This window comes from Streptomyces sp. NPDC059909 (genome assembly GCF_042730885.1).
In the GTDB taxonomy this organism is placed as follows: domain Bacteria; phylum Actinomycetota; class Actinomycetes; order Streptomycetales; family Streptomycetaceae; genus Streptomyces.
The window spans coordinates 20,160-32,246 of sequence record NZ_JBHWKX010000018.1 but is presented as its reverse complement, the minus strand read 5'-3'; the positions used below and the strand labels follow the sequence as shown (position 1 = coordinate 32,246).

At 71.5% G+C, this 12,087-nt stretch carries 11 protein-coding genes; 6 read left to right on the top strand and 5 right to left on the bottom strand.

Translation table 11 applies throughout. The features are described from left to right. Positions 1-15 precede the first annotated feature (15 nt). The 4 genes from ACFV9O_RS14965 to ACFV9O_RS14950 are packed head-to-tail and all read right to left on the bottom strand — an operon-like array spanning position 16 to position 3,348. On the bottom strand, positions 16-984 hold the full coding sequence (locus tag ACFV9O_RS14965; protein ID WP_385417231.1) for an NADH-quinone oxidoreductase subunit H: 969 nt from the start codon (positions 982-984) through the stop codon (positions 16-18). Then, a complete protein-coding gene (locus ACFV9O_RS14960) occupies positions 981-2,354 on the bottom strand; it encodes an NADH-quinone oxidoreductase subunit C (RefSeq protein ID WP_385417230.1) in 1,374 nt (457 codons plus the stop codon). The genes ACFV9O_RS14965 and ACFV9O_RS14960 overlap by 4 nt, the downstream gene beginning before the upstream one ends. After that, positions 2,351-2,956, bottom strand: a complete 606-nt coding sequence (locus ACFV9O_RS14955) for an NADH-quinone oxidoreductase subunit B (RefSeq protein ID WP_385417227.1) — start codon at positions 2,954-2,956, stop codon at positions 2,351-2,353. The genes ACFV9O_RS14960 and ACFV9O_RS14955 overlap by 4 nt, the downstream gene beginning before the upstream one ends. Further along, entirely contained in the window at positions 2,947-3,348 is a 402-nt protein-coding gene (locus tag ACFV9O_RS14950; RefSeq protein ID WP_385417226.1) for an NADH-quinone oxidoreductase subunit A, read from the bottom strand. Before ACFV9O_RS14950 ends, ACFV9O_RS14955 begins: the two co-directional genes overlap by 10 nt. Positions 3,349-3,726: 378 nt before the next feature. On the opposite strand from ACFV9O_RS14950, the gene ACFV9O_RS14945 reads away from it, so the two are divergent. From ACFV9O_RS14945 to ACFV9O_RS14925, 5 genes are all read left to right on the top strand, one after another. After that, positions 3,727-4,920, top strand: a complete 1,194-nt coding sequence (locus tag ACFV9O_RS14945) for a sensor histidine kinase (RefSeq protein WP_385417426.1) — start codon at positions 3,727-3,729, stop codon at positions 4,918-4,920. A gap of 248 nt (positions 4,921-5,168) precedes the next feature. Continuing rightward, entirely contained in the window at positions 5,169-6,488 is a 1,320-nt protein-coding gene (locus tag ACFV9O_RS14940; RefSeq protein WP_385417224.1) for a sensor histidine kinase, read from the top strand. A gap of 261 nt (positions 6,489-6,749) precedes the next feature. Continuing rightward, positions 6,750-7,409 carry a LuxR C-terminal-related transcriptional regulator gene (locus ACFV9O_RS14935; RefSeq protein ID WP_385417424.1) on the top strand — a complete coding sequence of 220 codons (660 nt, stop codon included), beginning with the start codon at positions 6,750-6,752 and terminating at the stop codon, positions 7,407-7,409. 236 nt (positions 7,410-7,645) lie between these two features. Next, positions 7,646-9,592 (top strand): 2-oxoacid:acceptor oxidoreductase subunit alpha, encoded by a 1,947-nt coding sequence (locus ACFV9O_RS14930; RefSeq protein ID WP_385417223.1) that lies wholly within the window; start codon positions 7,646-7,648, stop codon positions 9,590-9,592. Then, positions 9,585-10,646 (top strand): 2-oxoacid:ferredoxin oxidoreductase subunit beta, encoded by a 1,062-nt coding sequence (locus ACFV9O_RS14925; RefSeq protein ID WP_385417220.1) that lies wholly within the window; start codon positions 9,585-9,587, stop codon positions 10,644-10,646. Before ACFV9O_RS14930 ends, ACFV9O_RS14925 begins: the two co-directional genes overlap by 8 nt. A gap of 71 nt (positions 10,647-10,717) precedes the next feature. Here ACFV9O_RS14925 and ACFV9O_RS14920 read toward each other — a convergent pair whose 3' ends face one another. After that, positions 10,718-11,092 carry a winged helix-turn-helix transcriptional regulator gene (locus tag ACFV9O_RS14920; protein ID WP_385417219.1) on the bottom strand — a complete coding sequence of 125 codons (375 nt, stop codon included), beginning with the start codon at positions 11,090-11,092 and terminating at the stop codon, positions 10,718-10,720. A 91-nt stretch (positions 11,093-11,183) separates the two neighbouring features. Here ACFV9O_RS14920 and ACFV9O_RS14915 point away from each other — a divergent pair, with 91 nt between their 5' ends. Next, the gene (locus ACFV9O_RS14915) at positions 11,184-12,047 is read left to right on the top strand and encodes an SDR family oxidoreductase (RefSeq protein ID WP_385417216.1); all 864 of its coding nucleotides are present in this window, start codon (positions 11,184-11,186) and stop codon (positions 12,045-12,047) included. Positions 12,048-12,087: the final 40 nt, after the last annotated feature.

Genomic DNA, 12,087 nt, shown 5'->3' with positions numbered 1-12,087 from the left:
ATCCGGGGATCGGCATTACTGGATCACCACCTTCACGACGCCGGTGAGGGCGATCTGGGCGAGGGCGAGCGGGATGAGCGTCGTCCAGGCCAGCTTCTGCAGCTGGTCCTCGCGCAGCCGCGGATAGGTCACGCGCAGCCAGATCACGATGAAGGCGAGCACGGCCGTCTTGAGCAGGGTCCAGACCCAGCCGAGACCCTCGGCCCCGAACGGGCCGTGCCAGCCTCCGAGGAAGAGGACGGTGGTGAGACCGCAGAGCACGACGATGCCCGCGTACTCGGCGAGCAGGAAGAGCGCGAAACGGAGGCCGGTGTACTCGGTGTACGCACCGAAGATGATCTCGGAGTCGGCGACCGGCATGTCGAAGGGCGGACGCTGCAGCTCGGCGAGGCCGGCCACGAAGAACACGAGCGCGCCGACGATCTGCCAGGGCAGCCACCACCACTCGAAGGCGTTCAGGATGCCCGGGAGCGACACGGTGCCGGCCGCCATCGCGACGGAGGCGGCGGCGAGCAGCATCGGCAGCTCGTAAGCGAGGAGCTGAGCGGCGGTGCGGAGGCCGCCGAGGAGGGAGAACTTGTTGGCGGAGGCCCAGCCCGCCATGAGCGAGCCGAGCACGCCGACGCCCATGACGGCGAGCACGAAGAAGATGCCCGCGTCGACGATCATGCCGACCGCGCCCTCGCTCGGGCCGATCGGGATCGCGACGAGGACGAGGAGGTAGGGGAGAAGCGCGACGGCGGGCGCGAGCTGGAAGATGCGGCGGTCGGCGTTGGCCGGGACCACGTCCTCCTTCTGCGCGAACTTCACGCCGTCGGCGACGAGCTGGGCCCAGCCGTGGAAGCCACCGGCGTACATCGGGCCGAGGCGGCCCTGCATATGGGCCATCACCTTGTGCTCGGTCTGCCCGATGACGAGGGGCAGGACGAGGAACACGGCGAAGATGACGACGAGCCGCAGGGCGACGTCGAGTGCGTCGTTCATGCGGGGTCGCCTCCTTCGGAGTCGGCCGGCTCGTCGCCGGGTCCTTCGTCGGACCTGGCCGCCGGGCGGTCGGTCGGTGTGCTGCCGGGCTCGGTCGGGGCCTCGGGCGCCGGCGGGGGTGCCGGCTCGGTGTGGGCTTCGGGCTCGGACCGTAGCTCGGGCTGAGCCTCCGGCCCGGCCGCGGGCTCGGGCTCGGCCTGCGCCGCGGGCTCGCGTTCGGCCTGCGCCTCGGGCTCGGGCTTGGTCTGGCCTGCGGGCTCGGGCTGAGCCTCCGGCTCAGGCGCGGGCTCCGGCTTCGCCGGCGCCTCGGGCTTCGCCTGGGCCTCCGCCGCGGACGCGGGCTCGGGCTCCGCCTGCACCGCTGTCGTGGGCTCGGGTTTGGGTTCCGAGTCGTCGAACGCCGGGCGTGCGTGGTGCCAGGGGGCGTCGGCGCTGCGGGGGCGCGCGGCCGCGGCTTCCGCCGCCGCAGCTTCCGAGGCCGCGTCGGGCCGTGCCTCGCGCTGCGTCGCCGAGCCTTCGCTCGCGCTGCGCGCGCGCCGGGCCGGGCGCGCGGCGGGTCCCTCCGGAGCCGTCGTCGCGGGCGGCGCCACCGGCTCGGCGGCCGGCGGCCGGGGGCTCGCGGACCCCTCCGTTGCGGTGCGGGCCCGGCGGGCCGGGGCCGCGGGTGCCTCCGCCGCCTCGGGGGCCTGGCTCGCGGAGCCCTCCGTCACGCTGCGGGTGCGGCGCGGGGGCCGCTCACCCGCGGCGCGCGGGGTGCGGGCGGGACGGGCCGGGGCAGGGGGGAGCTGGCCCTTGAGCGGGCCCCACTCGTTCGGGTCGGGCACGCCGGGCGGGAGCATCTGGCGGCGCTTCGGGCCGCCGTGCTCGGACTCCCCCGGCTCCTTCGCGCCGGGCCAGGCCTTGGCGACGCGGGCCGCCAGGACGAAGTCCTTGCGCAGCGGGTGGCCTTCGAAGCCGTCCGGGAGCAGCAGCGGGACCAGGTGCGGGTGTCCGGTGAAGGAGATGCCGAACATCTCGTACGTCTCGCGCTCGTGCCAGGCCGCGCCTGCGTAGACCTCCACCGCGGAGGCCAGGACCGGTGCCTCGTGCGGGACGGTGGTACGCAGCAGGAGGCGGCGCACGGCACGCTCCTCCGCCCCGGCACCGGCCTTCGGCAGCGCGACGACGTGCGCGCAGACGCGGAAGCCCGTGCCCGGCTCGTCGACGGCGCTCAGCCAGTCGAAATAGGTGCAGCCGAGCTCGTCGCGGGCGGTGCGCAGCGCGTCGGGCCAGCCGGCCGCGGGCACGTCCACCGTCAGCACGTCGTACGCCGCCTCGGCGGTGGCGTCCGGCCCGAAGCGCTCGGCGATGTCCGGCTCGAACGTGCTCATGACCCGGCTCCGGGCGCGGGAGGCGGGGTGACCAGACCACTGCGGAGTTCGCTGACGGAGGCACGGCCCGGGGCGGAGCCGTAGCGCTCGCCCAGCGACTCGCGCGCGATCTTCTCCTGGAGCTTGAGGATTCCCTGGAGCAGGGCCTCGGGCCGCGGCGGGCAGCCCGGGACGTACACGTCGACGGGGATGATCTGGTCGACGCCCTTGGTCACGGAGTACGAGTCCCAGTAGGGCCCGCCGCAGTTCGAGCAGGCGCCGAACGAGATCACGTACTTCGGCTCGGGCATCTGCTCGTACAGGCGCTTCACCGCCGGCGCCATCTTGTCGGTCACGGTGCCCGAGACGACCATCAGGTCGGCCTGGCGCGGGCCGGGCGCGAAGGGGATCACTCCGAGCCGGATGAAGTCGTGCCGGGACATCGACGCGGCGATGAACTCGATCGCGCAGCAGGCGAGCCCGAAGTTGAAGACCCAGAGGCTGTAGCGGCGGCCCCAGTTCAGGACCACCTTCATCGGCTCGGGGGCGAGCCGTGCGAGTGCGCCCAGCCGCTTCGGTTCGGGAAGCAGCACGGGCTCGGGGGTCTGCGGGGTCACGTCCATGCGAGGACGCCCTTCTTCCATGCGTAGAGCAGTCCCACGGCCAGGAAGCCGAGGAAGATGAACATCTCCACGAGCGTCGTCGCGCCGTATCCGGCCGCGGCGAAGACCGTCGCCCACGGGAACAGGAAGATCGAGTCGACGGCGAAGATCACGTAGAGGAAGGCGTAGACGTAGTAGCGGACCTGGGTGTGGGCCCAGCCCTCCCCCACGGGGTCGACTCCGCATTCGTACGTGAGCAGCTTCTCGGGGGTCGGCACGACCGGCCGCAGCAGGCGGCCCGCGCCGAAGGCCACCGCGACGAAGAGGACTCCGATCAGGGCGAGCAGCCCGACGACCGAGTAGCTCTGGAAGTAGTCGGCCGCGAGTACGGTCGGTTCGGTGGGTTCCGGCACGTCCGTCCCTCGCTCCCTGCCCCTGTGTTCGACGATTCGTTCGACGATCTGGTTCGACGATCCTTTCGCACGGGAGTCTAGGCCCTGCTAAGGGCAGGGTAAGCAGCTGTGTCACGCCTTGGTCAGGATGGGGCGATCGCAGGCCGGTGACCGGCACCTCGTCGCGCGGTCGACGGCTGGTCCTCGCACGGTCGACGGCCGGTCCTCGCACGGTCGACGGCCCGTCGCCGCGCCGTCGCCGCGCCTTCGCCGACCGGCCGTCGGGCGGTCTCCGGGGGTGGGGATATCCCCACTTCGCCCCACCCACCCACCCCATGGCGTGCGCGGATGCGACCCTGCAGGCTGGGGCGCATGACCGTGACCAGCGATGCCGGCGCCATGGCGGACACCAGCGCCGTGGAGAACGCCGTGGAGAACGAAGGGCAGCCGCCCGCCCGGTTCGCGTACGAGCGGCACACCTGGAAGGAGATCGCGTATCTCCTCTCCGGCCTGCCGTGCGCGCTTCTCGGATTTGTTTACGCGGTTTCCATGGTGGCGACCGGTGCGGCGCTTTCGGTCACGGCCATCGGTCTGCCTCTCCTCGCCGGCGGCCTGGCCGGATCGCGGCTGCTGGGCCGGTGGGAGCGGGCACGGGCGCGCGGGCTGCTCGGCGTACGGGTGGACGAGCCGAGCAGGCTCCCGCGCCGCCCCGGCGAGGGCCTGATCGGCCGGCTGTGGACCGGACTGAAGGACCCGGTGGGCTGGCGGTCCGTGCTGTACGCGTTCATACGGCTGCCGTGGGGCCTGCTCGGCTTCGTCATCACCCTGACGGGGCTGTTCGTGCTCTGGCCCGTGCTGCCGTACGTGGTGCGGGGGATGACGAACGTCGACCGGGCGCTGGTGCGCGGGCTGCTCTCACCGTCCGACGAGCTGGAGCGCCGGATAGCCGAGCTCGAGTCGGACCGGGGCGTGGTCGTGGACACGGCGGCCGCCGACCTGCGGCGCATCGAGCGCGATCTGCACGACGGGGCACAGTCCCGGCTCGTTGCCCTCGCCATGGGTCTCGGTCTGGCCAAGGAGAAGCTGCTGGAGGGCCAGGCCGACGAAACCGTCGCGGCGATGGTCGACGAGGCCCACGGCGAGGTGAAGCTGGCGCTGCAGGAGCTGCGGGACCTCGCGCGCGGCATCCACCCCGCCGTCCTCACCGACCGCGGTCTCGACGCCGCCCTGTCCGCCGTCGCCTCCCGCTGCACCGTGCCGGTGCAGGTCACCGTCGACCTGAAGGCCCGCCCGGCCGAGGCGATCGAGGGCATCGCGTACTTCACCGTCTCCGAGCTTCTGCAGAACGTCAGCAAGCACGCCCACGCGCGCCAGGCGTCCGTCGACGTGTGGCGCAGGGACGACCGGCTGATGATCCAGGTTCAGGACGACGGGCGCGGCGGGGCATCGCCCCAGGGCGGTACGGGCATGGCCGGGCTGGCCGAGCGCCTGGGGGCGGTGGACGGGCTGTTCGTCGTGGACTCCCCGCCGGGCGGCCCGACGGTCGCCACGGCCGAGCTTCCGTGGCGCGACCGGGTGCCCGCGCCGCGGTAGCCCGAGGTCCGCTGCGGGCCACCGCACCAGCGCCCGCCCGTCCCCGAACCCCGGACGGGCCGGAAACGCACCCCCGTACCGCGCCCCGTGCCAGGTAGGGAAAACCCCCCTCCAAGAGGGATACCGGCTGCATGGTGCCGTGTTCGCGCGCTCAGCAGCATGGGAGCGGGCATCCCGAGGGGCAGCCAAGGCGCAGCCGAGGCACAACCGCCGCGCAGAGGACGAGAAGAAACGGACGGACGACGACGATGGCCACAGCGTTCGGAACGGAACCGGCGACCCGGCTCCACCGGCTTCCCCAGGCACTGCGCGCGCCGTTCGAGGCCCGCACCTGGCGCGAGTTCGGTTACCTCATGCTGAGCCTGCCGCTCAGCGTCGTCTTCTTCTCCCTCGCCGTCTCCTTCACGGCCGCCGGCCTCGGCCTGGTGGTCACGTTCCTCGGCATCCCGGTCCTGGCCGCCACGCTGGCCATGTGCCGCGGCTTCGGTGCGCTGGAGCGGGCACGGGCGCGCGCCCTGCTCCGCCTCGACGTCACCGACCCCGCCCCCGTCCGGCCCCGGAGGGGCGGGGCGATGGCGTGGATCGGCGCAATGCTGAAGAGCGGGGTGTCCTGGCGGCATCTGCTCTACTCCCTGCTGCATCTGCCGTGGGCGGTGTTCGCGTTCTGCGTCGCGCTTCCCTTCTGGGTGTACGGCTGGGGCTTCGCCACGTATCCGCTCTGGCACTGGGCGTTCCCGGTGTACGCCGGTGTGGACGGGCTCCAGCTCTACGGCGACAGGACGCACAGCGTCTACCTCGACTCCCCCTTCGAACTGGCCGTGACCAGCGCGACGGGCCTGCTGCTGGTGCTGGCGACCCCGTGGATCGTGCGGGGGCTCGCCACCGTGGACCGGCTGCTGGTCGCGGGGCTGCTGGGCCCGTCCCGGCTGGAGGGCCGCGTGGTGGAGCTGGAGTCGGACCGGGGCGTGGTCGTGGACACGGCGGCCGCCGACCTGCGGCGCATCGAGCGCGATCTGCACGACGGGGCACAGGCCCGGCTCGTCGCCCTGGCCATGGACCTGGGCCTGGCCAAGGAGAAGCTCCGGGAGGACCCGCAGGCGGCCGCGCGGATGGTGGAGGAAGCGCACGGAGAGGTGAAGACGGCGCTCCAGGAGCTGCGCGACCTGGCGCGCGGCATCCACCCGGCCGTGCTCACCGACCGCGGCCTGGACGCCGCCCTGTCCGCCGTGGCCTCCCGCTGCACGGTTCCGGTCCGGGTGGAGGTGGACCTGCCGGCCCGCCCGGTCCCCGCGATCGAGGGCATCGCCTACTTCACGGTCTCCGAGCTGCTGCAGAACATCAGCAAGCACGCGCAGGCGCGCCAGGCGTCCGTCGATGTGTGGCGGACGCAGGACCGGCTGATGCTGCAGGTGACGGACGACGGGCGGGGCGGCGCCCAGGTGTCGCCGGGCAGCGGCCTGGCGGGGCTGGCCGAGCGGCTCGACGCGGTCGACGGGATTCTCCTCGTCGACTCGCCGCCCGGCGGTCCGACGGTCGTCACGGCGGAGCTGCCCTGGCGGACCGTCTGACGGATACGCGCGTACGGCGCGGCGCGTACGGCCGAAGGCCGGGCCCGCGCCGTACGCGCACGTCCACGCCCGCGCCGCGGCACCGATCGGACCCGGAGGACCGGCCGGACCGGGCGGACACACCGGACCGGCCGCATCTGCCGCCACGCCCGGCATGGATTACGCCCGGGTGAGCGCGCCCGGGTGCCGATGCTGGGATGCTGGAGGTGCAGGGGTGGGACGCAGAGCGACATATGGGGGCTGCTGGTCGTGGAGGACAGGGTGCGGGTGGTCATCGCCGAGGACTCGGTACTGCTTCGGGAGGGCCTGACCCGGCTGCTGACCGACCGCGGACACGCCGTGGTCGCGGGCGTGGGGGACGCGGACGCGCTGATCAGGACGATCGGCGATCTCGCGGCGCAGGACACGCCGCCGGACGTCGTGGTCGCCGATGTGAGGATGCCTCCGACGCACACCGACGAGGGGGTTCGCGCGGCCGTCCGGCTGCGTCGCGACCACCCCGGGATAGGGGTGCTGGTGCTGTCGCAGTACGTCGAGGAGCAGTACGCCACCGAGCTCCTCGCCGGGAACAGCCGGGGCGTGGGCTATCTGCTGAAGGACCGCGTCGCCGAGGTCCGGGAGTTCGTGGACGCCGTCGTCCGGGTTGCCCGGGGCGGCACCGCGCTGGACCCGGAGGTGGTGGCGCAGCTGCTGGGCCGTAGTCGCAAGCAGGACGTCCTGGCCGGGCTGACGCCGCGCGAGCGGGAGGTCCTCGGCCTGATGGCGGAGGGCCGGACGAACTCGGCGATCGCGAAACAGCTGGTCGTGAGCGACGGAGCGGTGGAGAAGCACGTGAGCAACATCTTCCTGAAGCTCGGGCTCTCCCCCAGCGACGGGGATCACCGGCGTGTTCTGGCCGTGCTGACCTACCTGAACTCCTGATCACCTGACACTCTGTCAGACAAGTCGGCCGAAGAACCGAAGGACCAGTCGGGAGCGTCTTACAGAAAGGACCCGGGGGGCGAACAGAACATGGCAGACCAGGGCATCGTGACGTCTCAGAGTGGCGTCCAGCATATGAGCGATCCAGGGAAGGCGACCCTTACCGACGTAGGGTTGGCCTTGGAGCGACCGGTGAGCCGGCCGCAGCCCAGCCGCCTCGAAGGAGGTCCAGTTCAGTGACCAGCCAGGTCAGTAGCCCAGCCGAGCACGCAGACGAGGCAGACGAGACCGGCGAGACCCTGCTCGGGGGACAGCGCAGGCCCGCCGGCGACAAGGAGGTCCGCCGTCTCGACCGGGTGATCATCCGGTTCGCCGGTGACTCCGGTGACGGTATGCAGCTGACAGGTGACCGCTTCACGTCGGAGACGGCGTCATTCGGCAACGACCTGTCCACGCTCCCGAACTTCCCGGCCGAGATCCGCGCGCCCGCAGGCACCCTGCCGGGTGTCTCCTCGTTCCAGCTCCACTTCGCCGACCACGACATCCTCACCCCCGGTGACGCGCCGAACGTCCTGGTCGCGATGAACCCTGCCGCGCTCAAGGCCAACATCGGCGACGTGCCGCGCGGCGGCGAGATCATCGTCAACACGGACGAGTTCGCCAAGCGCGCCATGGCCAAGGTCGGCTACGACGCCTCCCCGCTCGAGGACGGCTCGCTGGACGGATACAACGTCCACCCGGTCCCGCTGACGACGCTGACCATCGAGGCGCTCAAGGAGTTCGGGCTCTCCCGCAAGGAGGCCGAGCGCTCGAAGAACATGTTCGCGCTGGGCCTGCTGAGCTGGATGTACCACCGGCCGACCGAGGGCACCGAGAAGTTCCTGCGCGCCAAGTTCGCCAAGAAGCCGGAGATCGCCGAGGCGAACGTGGCGGCCTTCCGGGCCGGCTGGAACTTCGGCGAGACCACCGAGGACTTCGCCGTCTCCTACGAGGTCGCCCCGGCCGCCACGGCCTTCCCGACGGGCACGTACCGCAACATCTCCGGGAACCTGGCGCTGTCGTACGGCCTGGTCGCCGCGTCCCAGCAGGCGGATCTGCCGCTCTACCTGGGCTCGTACCCCATCACCCCGGCCTCGGACATCCTGCACGAGCTGTCCAAGCACAAGAACTTCGGTGTGCGGACCTTCCAGGCCGAGGACGAGATCGCGGGCATCGGTGCGGCGCTCGGCGCGGCGTTCGGCGGCTCCCTGGCCGTGACGACGACCTCCGGTCCGGGTGTGGCGCTGAAGTCCGAGACGATCGGCCTGGCGGTCTCGCTGGAGCTGCCGCTGCTGATCGTGGACATCCAGCGCGGCGGTCCGTCGACCGGTCTGCCCACCAAGACCGAGCAGGCCGACCTGCTGCAGGCGATGTACGGGCGCAACGGCGAGGCCCCGGTCCCGATCGTGGCCCCGAAGACGCCCGCGGACTGCTTCGACGCGGCGCTGGAGGCGGCCCGGATCGCGCTGACGTACCGCACCCCGGTGTTCCTGCTGTCCGACGGCTACCTGGCCAACGGCAGCGAGCCGTGGCGGATCCCGGACGTGGACGAACTTCCCGATCTGCGGGTGCAGTTCGCCAGCGGTCCCAACCACACCACCGAGGACGGCGCCGAGGTCTTCTGGCCGTACAAGCGGGACCCGCAGACGCTGGCCCGCCCCTGGGCGCTGCCCGGCACCCCGGGCCTGGAGCACCGGATCGGCGGCATCGAGAAGCAGGACGGGACGGGCAACATCTCCTACGACCCGGCCAACCACGACTTCATGGTCCGCGTCCGCCAGGCCAAGGTCGACGGCATCGAGGTGCCGGACCTCGAGGTCGACGACCCGGACGGCGCCCGCACGCTCGTGCTGGGCTGGGGCTCGACGTACGGGCCGATCACCGCCGCCGTGCGCCGTATCCGCAAGGACGGCGGCCGTATCGCCCAGGCCCACCTGCGCCACCTCAACCCGTTCCCGAGGAATCTCGGGGAGGTCCTGAAGCGTTACGACAATGTAGTGGTGCCGGAGATGAACCTCGGGCAGCTCGCGGGGCTGATCCGGGCGAGATTCCTGGTCGACGCGCAGTCCTACAACCAGGTCAACGGCATGCCGTTCAAGGCGGAGCAGCTCGCCACGGTTCTCAAGGAGGCCATCAATGACTGAGACAGCGTCCGGTCTGCTGTCCCTGGTTCCGAAGGCCGAGGCCAAGCAGTCCATGAAGGACTTCAAGTCGGACCAGGAGGTCCGCTGGTGTCCCGGCTGCGGTGACTACGCGATCCTCGCCGCCGTGCAGGGCTTCATGCCCGAGCTCGGCCTGGCGAAGGAGAACATCGTCTTCGTCTCGGGCATCGGCTGCTCGTCCCGCTTCCCGTACTACATGAACACGTACGGGATGCACTCCATCCACGGCCGCGCCCCCGCCATCGCGACCGGACTCTCCTCCTCGCGCCGTGATCTGAGCGTCTGGGTGGTCACCGGCGACGGCGACGCCCTCTCCATCGGCGGCAACCACCTGATCCATGCCCTGCGCCGCAACGTCAACCTCAAGATCCTGCTCTTCAACAACAGGATCTACGGCCTGACCAAGGGCCAGTACAGCCCGACCTCCGAGGTCGGCAAGATCACCAAGTCGACGCCGATGGGCTCGCTCGACGCGCCCTTCAACCCGGTGTCGCTGGCGATCGGTGCCGAGGCCTCCTTCGTCGCCCGTACGGTCGACTCCGACCGCAAGCACCTCACCGATGTGCTGCGCGCCGCCGCCGACCACCCGGGCACGGCGCTGGTGGAGATCTACCAGAACTGCAACATCTTCAACGACGGCGCCTTCGACGCCCTCAAGGACAAGCAGCAGGCCGAGGAGGCCGTGATCCGCCTGGAACACGGCCGGCCGATCCGCTTCGGCGCGGACGGCGCCAAGGGCGTCGTCCGGGACGAGGCGACCGGCGATCTGAAGGTCGTCGCGGTCACTCCGGAGAACGAGTCGCGGATCCTCGTCCACGACGCGCACAGCTCCAGCCCGACCACCGCATTCGCGCTGTCCCGGCTGGCCGACCCGGACACGCTGCACAACACGCCCATCGGCGTGTTCCGCAGTGTCGAGCGGCCCGTCTACGACACCCTCATGGCCGACCAGCTGGAGACGGCCGTCGAGCAGAACGGCAAGGGCGACCTGGCCGCGCTGCTGGCCGGAAACGACACATGGACGGTCGTCGGCTGACCCGCACAGGCTGACGCGACGGTCAGTCCGTAGGGTCCGCCGAGGTCCTGCTCCCGAAGCCCGGGCTCCTTCTAGGAGACCCGGGCTTCGTCGTACGCCTCCCGCGCCCGCTCCACGTCCGGCACGTGCCGCTCGCTCCAGCGGGCCAGAGCCCACACCTGCTCGGCGGCCTCCTTGCCGAGCGGCGTCAGGGAGTAGTCCACGCGCGGCGGGATGACGGGCTTGGCGTCGCGGTGCACGAAGCCGTCGCGCTCCAGTGTCTGGAGCGTCTGCGCCAGCATCTTCTCGCTGACCCCGCCGATCGCGCGGCGCAGCTCGCTGAAGCGGTGCGAGCGGTCCAGCAGCGCTGCGAGGACGAGGACACCCCAGCGGCTGGTGACGTGCTCCAGAACGAGACGGGAGGGACACATCGTCCGGTTCACATCGGGCTTCCTGCTTACGCTCATGCCAGTACCTTACGTGAAAGTGGGTACTTTCCGATAGTTAGCACTGGCCGTAGAGTGAGTGGCGAGCCCCTACGAAACGGAGAAATCACCCATGAGCATCGTCGTCACCGGAGCCACCGGACACCTCGGCCGCCTCGTCGTCGAGCAGCTCCTCGCCGCCGGAACCTCCGCCGGCGACATCGCCGCGGTCGTACGCAGCAAGGAGAAGGCCGTCGGCCTCGCCGAGCAGGGCGTCGAGCTCCGCATCGCCGACTACGAGGCGCCCGAGACGCTCGCCGGCGCCTTCACCGAGAGCGACCGGGTGCTGCTGATCTCCGGGAACGAGGTCGGCCGGCGCGTGCAGCAGCACCAGGCCGTGATCGACGCGGCGAAGGCGGCCGGGGTCGCCCAGCTCGCCTACACCGGCGTCCTCGGCGGACCCGAGGCCGACTTCCGGCTTGCCGACGAGCACAAGGCCACCGAGCAGGCGATCCTCGACTCCGGCCTGCCGTACACCTTCCTGCGCAACGGCTGGTACACGGAGAACTACACCGGCAATCTCGCTCCCGTGCTGGAGCACGGCGCGGTCGTCGCCAACGCCGGTGAGGGCAGGGTCGCATCCGCCGCCCGCGCCGACTACGCCGCCGCGGCGGCGGCCGTGCTGACCGGCGAGGGTCACCTCGGCCGGTCGTACGAGCTGAGCGGGGACACGGCCTGGTCGCTCGCCGAGTACGCGGCCGAGATCGCGAAGCAGACCGGCAAGGACATCGCGTACACCAACCTCCCCGCCGAGGCGCACCAGCAGATCCTGACCGGCGCGGGCGTGCCGGAGGCCTTCGCCGCGATCCTCGTCGACGTGGACAAGGCGATCGAGCGCGGGCTGCTCGCCCGGACGAACGGCGACCTCAGCCGGCTCATCGGCCGGCCGACGACGCCGCTCGCGGACACGGTCGCCGCGGCTCTCGCACAGCAGTAATGACCGTATTGCAGATACGGGCATGACAGCCGGCCCTGCC